Origin of the sequence: Amycolatopsis sp. CFH S0740 (assembly GCF_004522315.1) — a bacterium.
In the GTDB taxonomy this organism is placed as follows: Bacteria; Actinomycetota; Actinomycetes; order Mycobacteriales; family Pseudonocardiaceae; genus Amycolatopsis; species Amycolatopsis nivea.
In genome coordinates this window covers 277,150-291,471 of record NZ_SDLS01000004.1, presented here as the reverse complement: position 1 = coordinate 291,471, position 14,322 = coordinate 277,150, and the positions used below count along the sequence as shown (strand labels likewise).

Annotated in this window: 15 protein-coding genes and 1 pseudogene; 9 read left to right on the top strand and 7 right to left on the bottom strand. The window is 71.0% G+C overall.

From position 1 onward, the window contains the following. Positions 1-52: 52 nt before the first annotated feature. From EIZ45_RS09785 to EIZ45_RS09775, 3 genes and pseudogenes are all read right to left on the bottom strand, one after another. Positions 53-1,103 (bottom strand): annotated as a pseudogene (locus EIZ45_RS09785) (NAD-dependent epimerase/dehydratase family protein). A gap of 202 nt (positions 1,104-1,305) precedes the next feature. Beyond that, positions 1,306-2,382 (bottom strand): aromatic acid exporter family protein, encoded by a 1,077-nt coding sequence (locus EIZ45_RS09780; protein ID WP_134662327.1) that lies wholly within the window; start codon positions 2,380-2,382, stop codon positions 1,306-1,308. Then, entirely contained in the window at positions 2,379-3,749 is a 1,371-nt protein-coding gene (locus tag EIZ45_RS09775) for an aldehyde dehydrogenase (RefSeq protein ID WP_134662326.1), read from the bottom strand. Before EIZ45_RS09775 ends, EIZ45_RS09780 begins: the two co-directional genes overlap by 4 nt. Positions 3,750-3,845: 96 nt before the next feature. Between EIZ45_RS09775 and EIZ45_RS09770 the strand changes: the two genes are divergently transcribed. From EIZ45_RS09770 to EIZ45_RS09760, 3 genes are read left to right on the top strand one after another with little or no spacing between them, the layout of a single operon-like run. Beyond that, positions 3,846-5,306 carry an HAD-IIIA family hydrolase gene (locus EIZ45_RS09770; RefSeq protein ID WP_134662325.1) on the top strand — a complete coding sequence of 487 codons (1,461 nt, stop codon included), beginning with the start codon at positions 3,846-3,848 and terminating at the stop codon, positions 5,304-5,306. Continuing rightward, a complete protein-coding gene (locus EIZ45_RS09765; RefSeq protein WP_134662324.1) occupies positions 5,303-6,304 on the top strand; it encodes a glycosyltransferase family 9 protein in 1,002 nt (333 codons plus the stop codon). The genes EIZ45_RS09770 and EIZ45_RS09765 overlap by 4 nt, the downstream gene beginning before the upstream one ends. 21 nt (positions 6,305-6,325) lie before the next feature. Next, complete coding sequence (locus EIZ45_RS09760; protein WP_134736043.1) at positions 6,326-7,150, top strand: SDR family oxidoreductase; 825 nt, start codon at positions 6,326-6,328, stop codon at positions 7,148-7,150. Here the strand turns inward: EIZ45_RS09760 and EIZ45_RS09755 are convergent. From EIZ45_RS09755 to EIZ45_RS09745, 3 genes are all read right to left on the bottom strand, one after another. Continuing rightward, on the bottom strand, positions 7,147-7,557 hold the full coding sequence (locus tag EIZ45_RS09755) for a DUF4383 domain-containing protein (protein WP_134662322.1): 411 nt from the start codon (positions 7,555-7,557) through the stop codon (positions 7,147-7,149). The genes EIZ45_RS09760 and EIZ45_RS09755 overlap by 4 nt on opposite strands. A gap of 32 nt (positions 7,558-7,589) precedes the next feature. Next, on the bottom strand, positions 7,590-7,958 hold the full coding sequence (locus EIZ45_RS09750; RefSeq protein WP_134662467.1) for a hypothetical protein: 369 nt from the start codon (positions 7,956-7,958) through the stop codon (positions 7,590-7,592). A gap of 64 nt (positions 7,959-8,022) precedes the next feature. Continuing rightward, positions 8,023-8,379 carry a hypothetical protein gene (locus tag EIZ45_RS09745; protein WP_037813113.1) on the bottom strand — a complete coding sequence of 119 codons (357 nt, stop codon included), beginning with the start codon at positions 8,377-8,379 and terminating at the stop codon, positions 8,023-8,025. 72 nt (positions 8,380-8,451) lie between these two features. Here EIZ45_RS09745 and EIZ45_RS09740 point away from each other — a divergent pair, with 72 nt between their 5' ends. Further along, on the top strand, positions 8,452-8,928 hold the full coding sequence (locus EIZ45_RS09740; RefSeq protein WP_167756392.1) for a DUF2267 domain-containing protein: 477 nt from the start codon (positions 8,452-8,454) through the stop codon (positions 8,926-8,928). Positions 8,929-9,005: 77 nt separating this feature from the next. On the opposite strand, the gene EIZ45_RS09735 is transcribed toward EIZ45_RS09740, so the two are convergent. Further along, entirely contained in the window at positions 9,006-9,377 is a 372-nt protein-coding gene (locus EIZ45_RS09735) for a metalloregulator ArsR/SmtB family transcription factor (RefSeq protein ID WP_067584194.1), read from the bottom strand. 113 nt (positions 9,378-9,490) lie between these two features. Between EIZ45_RS09735 and EIZ45_RS09730 the strand changes: the two genes are divergently transcribed. The 5 genes from EIZ45_RS09730 to EIZ45_RS09710 all read left to right on the top strand — a co-directional run bounded on the left by EIZ45_RS09730 (position 9,491) and on the right by EIZ45_RS09710 (position 14,320). Next, positions 9,491-10,687, top strand: coding sequence for a cation diffusion facilitator family transporter (locus EIZ45_RS09730; protein ID WP_240690569.1), 1,197 nt, complete (start codon positions 9,491-9,493; stop codon positions 10,685-10,687). A 105-nt stretch (positions 10,688-10,792) separates the two neighbouring features. After that, positions 10,793-11,695 (top strand): ABC transporter ATP-binding protein, encoded by a 903-nt coding sequence (locus EIZ45_RS09725; protein ID WP_134662320.1) that lies wholly within the window; start codon positions 10,793-10,795, stop codon positions 11,693-11,695. A gap of 10 nt (positions 11,696-11,705) precedes the next feature. Further along, positions 11,706-12,440, top strand: a complete 735-nt coding sequence (locus EIZ45_RS09720; protein ID WP_134662319.1) for an ABC transporter permease — start codon at positions 11,706-11,708, stop codon at positions 12,438-12,440. Between the two features lie 3 nt (positions 12,441-12,443). After that, a complete protein-coding gene (locus EIZ45_RS09715) occupies positions 12,444-13,700 on the top strand; it encodes a sensor histidine kinase (RefSeq protein WP_134662318.1) in 1,257 nt (418 codons plus the stop codon). After that, positions 13,697-14,320: a response regulator transcription factor gene (locus tag EIZ45_RS09710; RefSeq protein WP_037813102.1), complete on the top strand. Its 624-nt coding sequence runs from the start codon at positions 13,697-13,699 to the stop codon at positions 14,318-14,320. The genes EIZ45_RS09715 and EIZ45_RS09710 overlap by 4 nt, the downstream gene beginning before the upstream one ends. Positions 14,321-14,322: the final 2 nt, after the last annotated feature.

Here is a 14,322-nt window from a genome sequence, read left to right as displayed (position 1 = left end):
CTGACGGAATCAGATTCCGTGAGGGTTCCCCTCACGTGCGGGCGCCCGCGACTCAGGGCCGCTGCCCGACGCCCGTTGCGATCTCGTGCCCCCGATGCTCGTCCGGAGCCAGCGGCGGAGTACCCCCCGCCCTGCCCGCGGCGTAACCCGTGCAGGAACTCGCTTACGGTCTCCTCGGCCGACCACTCCGGCTGCCATTCCAGTTCGGACCGCGCTCGCGACGTGTCCATCACCGGCAGCCGGAGCACCGTGTCGAAGAGACCGGGCGTCGCGGGCACCAGATGCATCCGCCAAGCCGCCGCGAGCGCGGGCTTGACCAGCCCGGCCGGGACCGGCACCCGCCGCGCGCGGAGCAGCCGGGCCAGCAGCCGCGGGTCGACCACCGGATCGGTCGCGATGTTGAACGCACCCGACACCGGCCGCAGCACGCAGCGCCGGATAGCGTCGGCGAGGTCGTCCGCGTGCACGACCTGGAACCGCAGCCCCGGGATGTCCGGCACGATCGGCACCAGACCGGGCCGGAGCAGGCTGCCGGGCACGAACGGCCCGGCGAACAACCGCCGCTGCTCGGTCGACGCGGTGCGCTGAAAGACGAACCCGGGCCGGACGCGGACCACCCGGATGTCCGGATGCTCGCGTTCGAAGGAGTCCAGAAGCCTTTCCACGTACGCCTTTTCGCGCGGATAGGCCGCGCCTGGCCAGCCGTGCGTCGGGTAGTCCTCGCTGACCGGGCGGTCGTCGGCGGCGGGGGAGTAGGCCCCGACCGAGGACGCCACGACCAGCGTCGACACCCCGGCTGCCGCGGCGGCCTCGAACAGCCGGAGCGAGCCGCGGACGTTCGTCTCCCACGTGAGGTCCGGGCGATGGGTCGGCTGGAAGAGCCACGCCAGGTGGACGACTGTGTCGGCGTCGCGCAGCACGGGAGCCAGCTCGTCGTGCGCCACGTCGACCCCGACGTACTCCGTCTTGGGCGGCGGAATGCCCGCCGGACGCCGTTCGAGGCCGGTGATCGCCTCGACGTCCGGGTCGGCCGCCAGGGCGCGCACTGTCGCGGTGCCGATATTGCCGGTCGCGCCGGTCACGGCGATCCGTCGGGAGCTCATCGGGGCCGGGTACCCGCAGCGGGCCGGGTCAATCAATGCTGGTCCAGCTGCCGCAAGCGCTTCAGATCCGTCTTGCGCCCAGGGACCGCGGTGTCCCGCACCGCCGCGGCGAGTTCCAGCAGCAAATCGGCGAGCGCGTCGCGGGCTTTCGGCCACGGGTAGACGAACGGTTCCCGTCGGGGAGGTCATCGGGCCGAGCCAATCAATGCTGGTCGAGCTGCCGCAGCAACCGGCGGACCGGCAGTGCCATCGCGCCGAGCCCGAGGGTCGCTGTCACGCCGTCGTCTGACGAGACGAGCCGGTCCTCGACCTGGCAGACCAGCGACCGGCAGCGTTCCAGATCCGTCTTGCGCCCAGGGACCGCGGTATCCCGCACCGCGGCAGCGAGTTCGAGCAGCAAATCGGCGAGCGCGTCGCGGGCTTTCGGCCACGGGTAGACGAACGGCTCCCGCCCCTCCGCCGTCGTGCGCACCGCTTCGACCAGCTGCTCGACCGGCGGCCACAACGCTCCCAGCGTCCGCAGCGACGCCTCGTGCTGCGTTCCGGAATGCCGGCTTCGCTTGCGCAGGTTGAGGAACCGGCCTTCCCGGGTGAGCCCGGACGCGTCCTCGGCCGCCCGCGCCAGACTGCGCACGTCGCTGACCTGGCCGAGCCACTCGTCCAGGTCTTCCGGCAGCTCGTCGGCCCGCACGAGTTCGGCGGTGTTTTCCAGCAAACCGGCGAGCGCGGAAGCGAGCCGGTCAGCGGCCGCGGCGACGCGTTCGCCGTACAGCGGCGGGAAAATCACCACGTTCACCACCAGCCCGATCGCGGCACCGAGGGCGGTCTCCAGCAGCCGGTCGCCGAGCAGCTCCGAACTTCGCGCGGTCCCGTAGGTGACCAGCAGCATCCCGGTCACCCCGACCCACACGCCGGACGCGCCGAACCGCCGCCACGAACCGACCAGCAACCCGACGAAGACGACGATAGCCAGCGTCACCGTCTGTTCGGGCACCACTTGCGCGACCCCGGCGGCGAGCAGCACCCCGAGCGTCACCGAGCCGACTTGCTGCGCCCAGCCGAGCAGGCTCCGGTAAACGGTCGCTTCCACCAGGAAAATCGCCGCGTAGGGCGCGAGGAACGGCTGGGAAAGGCCGATCACCTCCGTGGCCAGCAGCCACGCAGCCACCGCGGCGACGGTCGCCTTGGCGGCCTGCAACGCAGTACGCCGTTCGCTGCCGGGCACGCGGATCGCACGGGCCGCCCAGCCCAGCGGCGTGCGGTCGAGTTTGGGCGTCACGCGCGTACGGGCGCGCCCAGGTGGACGAGCTTCGTCTGCGTCATCTCGTCGAGCAGTTCGGGCCCGTAGCCATAGCCGGAACCGCTGCCGCGGCGCGGGTGCGCCGCTCCGCCGGGAGCGCCGCCGAAAACGGCGTTGACCTTGACCGTTCCGACAGCCAGTTCCCGCCACGCGTGCTGCGCGTGTTCCATCGACGCGGTGAGCACGGTCGCGGCGAGCCCGTAATCGTCGTTCGCGGCCTCGGCCAGCCCGTGTTCGAAGGAATCCACCACGCACACCGGCGCGACCGGGCCAAAGGTTTCCTCCCGCAGCACCCGCATCTGGCTCGTGCATCCGGTGAGCACGGTTGCCGGGTAATGCGCGCCCGGCCCGTCCGGGACCTGGCCGCCGGTACGGATTTCGGCACCCAGCGATACGGCGTTCTCCACGTGAGAATGCACGTGATCGCGGTGCCGGGTGTCCACCAGCGGGGCGAGTGTCCGCCCGCGGGCGATCTCCACGAGCGCTTCGGTGAACTTCTCGGCTATCGCACGGTGCACGTAAATCCGTTCCACCGCAACGCAAATCTGCCCGGAGTTCGCGAACGCGCCGAGCGCGGCCTGCTCGGCGGCCCACCGCGGGGCGACGTCCTCGTCCACCACGAGCGGGTCGTTGCTGCCGTTCTCCAGCAGCGCTTTCGCCCCGGTCGCGGCCGCGCTCGCCGCGATCGACCGGCCGGTGGCGGTGCTGCCGACGTGCGCGAGAACGTCCACATCGCTCCGCGCGGCCAGTACCGCGCCGATCCGGCCGTCGCCGTGGACGGTCTGCAGCACGCCTTCGGGGAAGACCCCGGCAAGAATCTCGCCGAACAGCGCCCCGGTGTGCGGACACCGTTCGCTCGGCTTGTGCACCACAGTGTTCCCGGTGACCACGGCCGCGCCGATGAGCCCGCACGACACGGCGACCGGGTCGTTCCACGGGGTCAGCGCGACCACGACGCCGCGCGGCTCCGGCACCATCAGGTCGGTGGCAGCGAAGTCCCCGAGCAGGCTGCGGCCGCGATGCACCGGACTCAGCTCGGCGTACTGGTCGAGGGTGCCCGCCCCGGCGAGCACCCCCTCCTTGGCTTCCTCGAGCGGACGGCCGGTCTCGCGCCGGTTGAGCTCGGCCAGGTCGTCGGCGTGCGCGCGCAGCCGTTCGGCGGCGGCACGCAGGGCGGCGCCGCGCTCGGCGGCCGGGGTCCGGTCCCAGCCCGGCTGCGCCCGGTGCGCGAGGCCGAGCGCGGTGTCGAGTTCGTCCGGGCTGGCCATCGGGACCGCGCCGACCGGGCTCCCGTCGGCCGGGTCGGTGATCGCGAGCGTGGCGGCCCGGTCGTCGAGCGTGGTCATCGCACCTCCTGAAAGTCGGTCGCGCTGCGGGTACCCCGGCGCACGCGCTGTCATACGTTCCGTTTGCCTGCGCGGAGGCGGGGTAAACCGCCGCGGGTGAACACTTTCCCGGACTACGCCGTGGTGATCCCGACGACCGGCCGCCCCGCGCTGCGGACCCTGCTGGACACGCTCGGCGCCGCCGGAGGCCCCGGCCCGGCCGAGGTGATCGTGGTCGACGACCGTCCACAAGGGACCGATCTGGAGGTGCCCGAGGGCGTCCGGGTGCTGCGTTCGCACGGCCGCGGCCCAGCTGCTGCGCGGAACGCCGGCTGGCGCGCGGCGAAGTCGGACTGGATCGCGTTCATCGACGACGACGTGGTCCTCGCCGCAGACTGGCCCGCCCAGCTGGCCGCCGACCTCGCCCGGCTGCCGCCGGAAACCGCCGCGTCGCAGGCCAGGATCGTGGTGCCGTTGCCGGACGACCGGAAACTCACCGACGACGAACGCGGCACGTCCGGGCTGGAAACGGCACGCTGGATCACCGCGGACATGGCTTACCGCCGGTCGGCGCTGGTCGAGTCGGGCGGTTTCGACGAGCGGTTCCCGCGTGCGTTCCGGGAAGACTCCGACCTGGCCCTGCGCGTAGTGCTCAAGGGACACCGCATCGAGCGCGGCGAACGCGTCACGACCCATCCAGCGCGTCGTTCGGGATTCTTCGCCAGCGTGAAAGCCCAGCGAGGCAACGCGGACAACGCCCGAATGCGGTACAAACACGGCGTCCTGTGGCGGCAGCGAACCGGCGCCGGTAGCGGAATGCTGGGACGGCACGCGCTGACCGTCGTCACCGCCGTCGCCGCGCTCGCGCCCCGAAAGCGTCGCCTGGCCCTGGCAGCCTGGGCCGGGCTGACCGGTGCGTTCGCCGCACAACGCATCCGTTCCGGGCCAGCCACACCCGGCGAGATCGCGCGCATGCTCGTGACGAGCGTGCTCATCCCGCCCGCCGCCTGCTATCACCGGCTGCGCGGCGAAATCGCGGCCCGCCGTTCGCTTTCGCCGCAGGCAGTGCTGTTCGACCGCGACGACACGTTGATCCATGACGTCCCGTATCTGTCCGATCCGGAACAGGTCCGGCCGGTCGACGGCGCGGTGCGCCTCGTGCGGGAACTCCGGCGGAAAGGCGTCCGGTTGGGCGTGGTGAGCAATCAGTCCGGAGTCGCGAAAGGACTGATCGAACCGGTTCAGCTGACCGCGGTGAACGCCCGCGTGGACGAGTTGTTCGGCGAGTTCGGCACCTGGCAGGTCTGCCCGCACGACGCCGACGACGGCTGCGGCTGCCGCAAACCGTCCCCGGAACTCGTCCGGCGCGCGGCGAAAGAGCTTTCGGTCGACCCGGCGCGGTGCGTCGTCATCGGCGACACCGGCGCGGACGTCGAAGCCGGTCTCGCCGCCGGAGCGCGCGCCGTGCTGGTGCCGACCGCCCGCACCCTGCCCGCCGAGATCGACCACGCCCGGCAAGAAGCGCTGGTGGCGCGAGATCTCGCGGACGCGCTGCGCCAAGCCGGGGTCCTCGCGTGAAGCGCGTTTTGGTGGCCCGGCAGGACAATCTCGGCGACGTCCTGCTGTCCGGTCCGGCGATCCGGGCGATCGCCGCGCACGCCGAACACGTCACGCTGCTCGCCGGACCGCACGGTGCCGCGGCCGGGGAACTGCTGCCCGGCGTCGACGAGGTACAGGTCTTCCGGGCACCGTGGATCGACCCCGAACCGCCGCCGCTGACCCGCCCGTCCGTAGACGCCCTCGCCGAACAGCTGACCGGTTTCGACGCGGCGTTCGTGCTCACCTCGTTCCACCAGTCGCCGTTGCCGCTCGCGCTGGTGCTCCGCCTGGCCGGGGTGCCGTGGGTCGGCGCGATCTGCGACGACTACCCGGGCAGCCTCCTCGACCTGCGCCACCGCGTACCGGGCGATCCGCCGGAAGCGCTGCGGATGCTGTCGCTGGCCCAAGCCGCCGGGTGCTCGCTGCCTCCTGGCGACGACGGCCGACTCGCGATCCGCGGTCCGCTGCCGGATGTTGCGGCGCTGACCGGGATCGGCGACTACGTCGTGGTGCACCCGACGGCCTCGGTCCCGGCGCGCAGCCCTTCTCCAGTCCATAGTGGACGGATCGTGGACGCGCTCGCCGAGGCGGGACACCGGGTTGTCGTCACTGGCGCAAAGCCGGAGGGAATGACCGCCGACGTCGACCTGAGCGGTCGCACGACTCTGCTCGAGCTGGCCGCTGTACTCGCCGGAGCCGAGGCTGTCGTCGCCCCGAATACCGGCCCGGCGCATCTGGCGGCGGCGGTCGGAACCCCGGTGGTGTCGCTGTTCGCGCCGGTGGTGCCCGCCGCGCGCTGGGCCCCGTTCGGGGTCCCGGCGGCGTTGCTCGGCGACCAGCACGCGCCGTGCCGGGGAAGCCGCGCCCGCATCTGCCCGGTCGCCGGGCACCCCTGCCTGGACGGCATCGACCCGGCGGAAGTCGTGGCCGCGGTGGAGGAATTGGCCAAGCGGCCGAGCCGCCGGGTAACCGCTTGAACCGCAAGGGAAGGAGAAGACATGGTGGACCCAGCACCGTTGCCCGAGGAAGCGGACGGGCCGCGCACGGCGGTCGTGACCGGCGCGGATTCCGGCATCGGCCGGGCGGTGGCCGTCGCGCTCGCCGGCGGGGGAGTGGACGTCGGAATCACCTGGCACACCGACGAAACCGGGGCGCAGGAGACCGCCGCCGAGGCGCGGGAGCAGGGCGTCGCCGCGCACGTGCGGCAGCTCGACCTCACCGACCTGCCGACCGCGGCTAGCGCCGTCGACGACCTCGCTGACGAACTCGGCGGCGTCGACGTGCTGGTCAACTGCTCCGGGACCGGCAGCAGCGAACTCGCGATGGACATGGATTTCGACACCTGGCGCGGCGTCGTGGACGTCGACCTCCACGGCGTTTTCGTGTGCTCGCAACGCGCCGCACGCCACATGATCGACGCCGGGCGCGGCGGCCGGATCATCACGATCACCAGCGTCCACGAGCACGTGCCCCGCGTCGGCGCCGCTCCGTATTGCGCGGCGAAAGCCGGTGCGGGCGCGCTGACCCAGGTGCTCGCGCTCGAACTCGCCGAGTACGGGATCACGGTCAATTCCGTTGCCCCCGGCGAAATCTCCACCCCGATGACCGGACAGACCGACGTCGACCCGCGCGATCAGGAGCGTCCGGGAATTCCCTTGGGCCGCCCCGGGCACGCCCGCGAAGTCGCCGCGGCGGTGGCTTTCCTGGCCACCCCCGCGGCGGGGTACATCACGGGTGCTTCATTGGTGGTCGACGGCGGGCTGATGCGCATGGGCGCGCAGGCCGGAACGGCGTTCCCGGACCACAGCTGGCGGCGCCCCTAAGCCCGTTCGCGGCTGCCGCTGAGCGCGATGACCAAGGCGACGAGCGCGGTCAGCCCGTGCAGCCAGTTGTCCGCCCAGTTGAGATTCACCGGGTCGTCGCGTGCGGTGCTGAACGCCGTCGCCAGTATCCCGTACGCGGTGAGCCCGGTGAACGCCACGAACAGCACCCAGCAGTACGCGACGGCTCCGGAAAGCTTGCGTGCGGCCAAAATCCCGAGCAAACCGAGTACAGTGTGGACGATGTTCAGCACCGTGCTGGAACTGAACAGCCAGACGACACGCGTGGTGTCGTGCCCGGCGTGCGCGGTTTCCGGCACGAAGAACCCGGCGATGCCGAGGACCAGGTAGACCAGCCCGAGCACGGCGACGACCGGCCGCGCCCAGGAACGGGTGGTGACCGTCGGCATGGGGACTCCTTTCCGCGGCCGGTCGCGCCCGGTCACTCCTCGCGGAGCGACTTCGCGACGGAACCGCCTGCCTCGTCCGCCTGTTCGGCCGGATCCGGATCCGCACGGCGCTGCGGGAGGTCCTCGTCCGGGGCCGCGGCCATGGCCGCTTCCGCACGGGCGAGCGTCTCGTCGTCGGGCGGGTTCGGCACCGGCTGGACGTCCGGGCGTTCCTCGGCGAGCCGGTTCCCGAGCGGTTCGCCTTCGCGCGCCTCGGCGGGCGTCGTGGCCTGCCGGGTCGCCGGGCTCCAGCGCTCCGGCGGTTCGACCCCGGCCTCCAACGGGTCGACCCGCAGTTCGTCCTCGTCGAGGGACTCGGACTGGTCGAGCGTTTCGGGCTCGGCCGGATCGCTGTCGGGCATCATGCTCCCTCCTCGCTGCGGCGCTTTCCGTCCGGGTACCCGCGCGGGACGGGGCAAAACGGCGTCAGGCGGCGGCGAGATCGCGGATCGCGGTCTGTGCTTTCTGGATTTCCTGCCCGACCAGGAGCGCGGTGAAGCGGGCGACCGAGATGCTGTGCGCCGCCGAGGCGACCGCGTCGCAGGCTTCCTGCGCGTCGTCCGAATGGTGCCGCACGCGCCCGGCGAGCAAGGATTCCTCGAGCTGGCCGCCCAGGTCGGGGAGGAGTTCGGAGAGGTCGTCGGCGAGCAGGCTCAGCAGGCCGAGCGTGCGGTACAGCTCCGCGGGGGATTCGTAGCCGCCGGCACCGGCTTCGCGACGGAGCCGGCGCAGCGCGGTCTGCGCCTGCTCGGCCGGTGCGGGAGACGTCGCTGAATGGTCCATGAACCGCTGATACCCGGTGGTGGCGCCGCTAACCGGACGATTGCGGGCGGCTGCCCCGGGTATCCGGGAACGATGAACGAGATCGTCGAACTCATCCGGAGGCGGGCCTGCCTCGCGGAGTCCCGCGACGCCGAACAGGTCGCGCACGCCGTGCTGCGGACGCTGTCCGAGCGGATCTCGCCGGAAGCGGCGGCCAGCCTGGCGGTGCAACTGCCGCCCGGACTGGCCGACGACCTGCGCCCGGGCGGCGGCTCCGGGGAACGCTACGAGCTGGAGGACTTCGTCGGACGGATCGCGCGCCGGGCGGACCTGACGGATCCGGAGGCCGTGCACCGGGCCGGCGTGGTGCTGGACGTGCTGGGCCGCGAGACGGTGCAGGTGGCGGACGAGGTCTGGGACGTGCTGCCGGAACCGTTGCGGCACCTGGTCGGGGCTCAGGCCCAATCCAGGAACTTAGGCGGCCTCAGTCCCGCTCACCGTCCACAAGAGACGCCACCGCCGCCGAAATGCCCGATTCATTCTCATCTGCCCGTGTCGTGCGGGCCGTGAGGGCCACCCTGAGGGAATCAGATTCCCTCAGGGTGGCCCTCACGGCCCGGCATTGGCGCTCAGGCCGCCTGAGCGCTTCAGGCGTTCCGCATCCGAGGCCGGTGCGGCTGGGCGTCGCCGCCGGGGATGTCGCGGTCCACGTGGTCGGCGTGGTGCAGCGCCTGCGCCAGCAGCCCGCGCACGTGCTCGTCCGCGGCGGAGTAGTACACGAACGTTCCCTCGCGGCGGCCCTTCACCAGCCCCGCGAGCCGCAGCTTGGCCAGATGCTGGCTGACCGCGGTCGGCGCGGCCCCGGCCAGTTCGGCGAGGCAGGCCACCGACGATTCCCCCTGCAGCAGCGCCCACAGCACCTTGATCCGCGTCGGGTCGGAGAGCAGGCGGAAGCTTTCCGCGGCCAGGTGGACCTGCTCGTCGGAGGGCATGTCGAAGTCCGGCAGGGAGGAGTGCATGCCCCGATGCTACCGTTCCTTCTCGGTTATCTGCGCATCTGCGCAGGTATGCTGACAGTGGGCCAGGGCGTTCGCCCGGTCGTGGGACATTGCGGAACATCCGGGAGCGGGCGATGGCAGAGCTGGGACACGGTTCCGAGACCGCGGCGGGCGGCGGCCACCCGCACGAGCCGGAATCCCGCCAGGACAGCCCTGGTCACTCGCATGGGCACGACCCCGCGCATGGCCATGGCGTTTCCAGCCCTGGTCACGAGCCCGCGCACGGCCATGGCGACGGTCACGATCATGAGCCCGCGCACGGCCACGGCCACGGCCACGGGCATGGCCACGGCCACGGCCACCACGAGCCAGCGACCTGGCGGCACCGCGTCAAACACCTCCTCACCCCGCACAGCCACGACAGCGCCGACCGCCTCGACACTGCCCTCGAAACCAGCCAGCGCGGCATCCGGGCGCTGATCTGGTCGTTCGCCGCCCTGTTCGGCACCGCCGTCATCCAGCTGGCCCTGGTCGCGGTCACCGGTTCGGTAGCTCTCCTGGGCGACACCATCCACAACTTCGCCGACGCCCTCACCGCCCTGCCGCTGGGCATCGCCTTCGCACTCGGCCGCCGCGCCGCGACCCGCCGCTACACCTATGGCCTAGGCCGCGCCGAAGACCTCGCCGGAGTCGTCGTGGTGCTGATCATCGCCGGATCCGCCGCGCTGGCCGCCTACGAAGCGATCGACCGGCTCCTGCATCCGCATCCCGTGCAGCAGCTCTGGGTGCTCGCCGCCGCCGGAGTGGTGGGCTTCGCCGGGAACGAACTCGTGGCCCGGTACCGCATCACCGTCGGCCGCGAAATCGGCTCCGCCGCCTTGGTCGCCGATGGCCTGCACGCCCGCACCGACGGCTTCACCTCGCTGGCCGTGGTGCTGGGCGCAGTCGGAGTGGCCCTCGGTTTCCCGGCGGCCGACCCGGTGATCGGGTTGCTGATCACCGTCGCGATCCTGTTCGTCCTGCGCGACGCGGCCAAGGAAGTCTTCCGGCGGCTGATGGACGCCGTCGACCCGGCGACCGTCGAACTGGCCGAAGAGACGGCCGCGGCGGTGCCCGGGGTGGAGGGCGTGCGGGAGGTCCGGATGCGCTGGATCGGCCACAGCCTGCGCGCCGAACTCGCCGTCCAGGTCGGTAACACTCTCACCGTCGAGCAGGCGCACGAACTGGCGCACAGCCTGGAACACCGGCTCATCGCCGCGGTGCCCCGTCTGACCGCCGCGGCAGTGCACGTCGAACCGGCGATCGGGGCGGAGTCCGTGCACCTCGGTTGATCTCGCATCGACCGATCGGCTGATCCGCCGCTCCGCCCGGACCGGCCGGAAAGTCTGGCCGCGCAGTCGATTCGCCGCACCGGTGCCGCCCGGCACGGTGGACGCATGGCAATCATCGAGGTGGAAAGCCTCGTCAAGCGGTACGGCGGGCAGACCGTGGTCGACGGCGTCAGTTTCGCCGTCGAACCGGGCGAGATTTTCGGCATTCTCGGCCCGAACGGGGCAGGCAAGACCACGACCGTCGAGTGCGTCGAAGGGCTGCGCAGGCCGGACGGCGGGGCGATCCGGGTCTGCGGCCTCGACCCGCAGCGCGACGACGCCGAACTGCGCCAGGTCCTCGGCGGGCAGCTCCAGGAAAGCGAACTGCCGGACAAACTGAATGTCGGCGAGGCGCTCCAGCTCTACAGCTCGTTCTACCGCGACCCGGCCGACTGGCGGGAACTCGCCGGAATCCTCACCCTCGAGACCAAACTCGGCACCCAGTTCCGCCGCTTGTCCGGCGGCCAGAAACAACGGCTGTCGATCGCGCTCGCGCTGCTCGGCAATCCGAAGGTCGCGGTGCTGGACGAACTCACCACCGGCCTCGATCCGCAGGCCCGCCGCGACGTCTGGGGCCTGGTCGAACGCATCCGCGCGCGCGGCGTGACGATCCTGCTGGTCACGCACTTCATGGAGGAAGCCGAGCGGCTGTGCGACCGGCTGGCGGTCATCGACGCTGGTCAGGTCGTCGCGGTCGACAGTCCAGCCGGGCTGGTGGCACGCGTCGACGACCAGCAGCGGCTCCGGTTTCGCGCTGCCGCACCCTTCGACGACGCCGTGCTCACCAGGCTGCCGGAAGTCACCGCCGTCGAGCGCTCCGGCAGCCAGATCGTCGTCACCGGACGGGGAAACCTGCTGCTCGCGGTGACGTCCGCGCTGGCCCGCCACCAGATCGCCGGCCTGCGCATGGACCAGACCACGCTGGACGACGCGTTCGTCGCGCTCACCGGCCGTTCCATCGAATCCTGAGGAGATCCCGGTGCCCGCCTTGTCCCGGCTCGCCGCCACCGAAACGAAACTGTTCTTCCGCGAGCCGATCGTCGTGTTCTTCGCGCTCGCGTTCTCGCCGGTCCTGTTCGGCGTTCTCGGCCTGATCCCGGCATTGCGCGACCCCGGACCGGACGGAGTCCGGATGATCAGCCGGTACCTGCCGATCGTCGTCGCGATGGGGGTCGCGCTGTTCTCGCTCAGCGGCCTGTCCCAGCTGTTCGCCTCCTATCGCGAGAAAGGCGTGCTGCGGCGGATGCGGCTCACCCCGGTGAAACCGACCGTCCTGCTCGGTGCGCAACTGCTGATGGCCGTGGTGCTGTCGGCGGCGTCCACGCTGGTCATCCTCCTAACCGGATGGCTGGCTTTCGGTATCGACCTCCCTCGGCAGCTGCCCGGGTACCTGCTCAGTTTCGCCCTGCTGGCACTGGCGCTGTTCGCGATCGGATTGCTGGTCGCGGCGCTCGCCCGGTCCGCGAAAAGCGCCAGCGCGGTCGGTTCCCTGGTGTTCTTCCCGCTCGTGTTCTTCGCCGGGCTCTGGCTGCCGCGCGCCGACATGAACGACGTGCTGCGGACGATCAGCGACCTGACGCCGCTCGGCGCGGGCGTACAAGCGTTGCAGGACACGGCTTCCGGGAATTTGCCGCAGCTGCTGCACCTCGGCGTCATGCTAGGGTGGCTTGTCGTGGCCGGGGGCTTGGCCGCGCGCTATTTCCGCTGGGAGTGACTGGTGGGCATCGAGGGGGAGCTGCGCGAAGAGTTCGACCGCTGGGAACGCGCACAGACGGCGACCTTCAGCGTGCTGCCGTACGTCCTTCTCGCGGTGAGCGTGAGCATTACTTTTCTTCAGCTGCCCGCGGATCTTCCGGTCGTACTGGGTCTTTCCGCCGCTGCCGCCCTGTGGCTGCTGTGGTTTCACACTCTTCATCCGCCCGCATTGCGGGCCGGATATTACGCGGGCCTGCTGGCGATCACGGCGGGCTTGGCAGCTCTCGCGCCGTGGTACGGCCTGTTCGCCTTTGTCGGCTACCCGCAAGCATTTCAGTACCTGACCGGACGCTGGCGATACGCCGGTGCCGCGGCCACCGCGCTGGTCTCGGCAATGGCCTTCCTGGGTGGAATCGCCAAGATCGACGCGGAAAATCTCTGGTGGGTGTGGCTCGGCGTGAGCGTGCTTTCGATCGCGCTGGCGGGAGCGGTGTTTTATTTCGTGGACATGGCCTACCAGCGGAACGAATTGCAGAAACAAGCGCTTGCAGAGCTGCACGAGGCAAACCGGAAACTGGAAGCAGCCTTGGCCGAGAACGCCGGACTGCACGCGCGATTGCTGGTCCAGGCTCGCGAGGCCGGGGTCCTGGACGAACGGCAGCGGATGGCGCGGGAAATCCACGACACCCTCGCTCAGGGTCTGGCCGGAATCCTGACCCAGCTGCAAGCCGCCGAACAAACCGCGGCCCAACCGGAAGCGCTGGGCCGCCACGTGGCGAACGCGACGAACCTGGCCCGGGAAAGCCTGGTCGAGGCGCGCCGGACGGTGCACTCCGTCGAACCGTCGGTGCTCGCCGAAGCCCGGCTCCCGGAGGCGATCGGCGAGGTGACCAGGAACTGGTCGGCGGCCAACAGCGTCGACGCCGTGCTCACCACCACCGGTGACGCCCGCCCCATGCACACCGACGTCGAAGTGGCTTTGCTGCGGACCGCGCAGGAAGCGCTGTCGAACGTCGCGAAGCACGCGCGAGCGAAGCGGGTCGGCCTGACCTTGTCGTACATGCCGGACCTGGTAACCCTCGACGTCCGCGACGACGGCGTCGGCTTCGAACCGAATGCCAAGCGCGCCAACGGTTCCACGAACGGCGGCTTCGGACTGTCCGGAATGCGGCAGCGGGTGCAGCGCCTCGCGGGACGCCTGGACATCGAATCGGAACCCGGCCGCGGCACGGCGATCTCAGCGACCGTGCCCGCCATTCCGGCTGGAGGTGCGCGGTGATTTCATTGCTGATCGTCGACGATCACCCCGTGGTGCGCGACGGCCTGCGCGGCATGTTCGGCGCCGACCCGCGGTTCGAGGTAGTCGGCGAGGCCGCGGACGGGGCCACCGCGATCACGGCGGGCGAGCAGCTTCGCCCGGACGTGATCCTGATGGACCTGCGCATGCCGGGAACCGACGGCGTCACCGCGATCAAGGAACTGGCGAAACGCGGTGTCCCCGCACGAATCCTGGTGCTGACGACGTACGACACCGACAGCGACGTCCTCCCGGCGATCGAAGCGGGAGCCACCGGGTATCTGCTGAAGGAAGCGCCCCGGGAGGAGCTTTTCCGCGCGGTCGAAGCCGCGGCGCAGGGCCAAGCGGTGCTGTCGCCGACGGTCGCGACGCGCCTGATGGGGCAGCTGCGGCAACCGGCGGCGGACCTGTTGTCGGAACGCGAAATCGAGGTCCTGCAGCTGATCGCGAAGGGTGCGTCGAACCGTCGGGCGGCCGAGCAGTTGTTCATCAGCCAGGCAACGGTGAAGACGCACCTGCTGCACGTGTACGCGAAACTCGGCGTCAATGATCGTGCGGCGGCCGTGGCTGCGGGGTTCGCGCAGGGATATTTGACCCTGTAAGG

Bases quoted from the DNA above. Each gene is read 5' to 3' on its own strand.
- EIZ45_RS09775 (WP_134662326.1), bottom strand. From the start codon at position 3,749: ATGACCACGCTCGACGACCGGGCCGCCACGCTCGCGATCACCGACCCG.
- EIZ45_RS09760 (WP_134736043.1), top strand. From the start codon at position 6,326: ATGGTGGACCCAGCACCGTTGCCCGAGGAAGCGGACGGGCCGCGCACG.
- EIZ45_RS09755 (WP_134662322.1), bottom strand. From the start codon at position 7,557: ATGCCGACGGTCACCACCCGTTCCTGGGCGCGGCCGGTCGTCGCCGTG.
- EIZ45_RS09750 (WP_134662467.1), bottom strand. From the start codon at position 7,958: ATGCCCGACAGCGATCCGGCCGAGCCCGAAACGCTCGACCAGTCCGAG.
- EIZ45_RS09745 (WP_037813113.1), bottom strand. From the start codon at position 8,379: ATGGACCATTCAGCGACGTCTCCCGCACCGGCCGAGCAGGCGCAGACC.
- EIZ45_RS09740 (WP_167756392.1), top strand. From the start codon at position 8,452: ATGAACGAGATCGTCGAACTCATCCGGAGGCGGGCCTGCCTCGCGGAG.
- EIZ45_RS09735 (WP_067584194.1), bottom strand. From the start codon at position 9,377: ATGCACTCCTCCCTGCCGGACTTCGACATGCCCTCCGACGAGCAGGTC.
- EIZ45_RS09730 (WP_240690569.1), top strand. From the start codon at position 9,491: ATGGCAGAGCTGGGACACGGTTCCGAGACCGCGGCGGGCGGCGGCCAC.
- EIZ45_RS09725 (WP_134662320.1), top strand. From the start codon at position 10,793: ATGGCAATCATCGAGGTGGAAAGCCTCGTCAAGCGGTACGGCGGGCAG.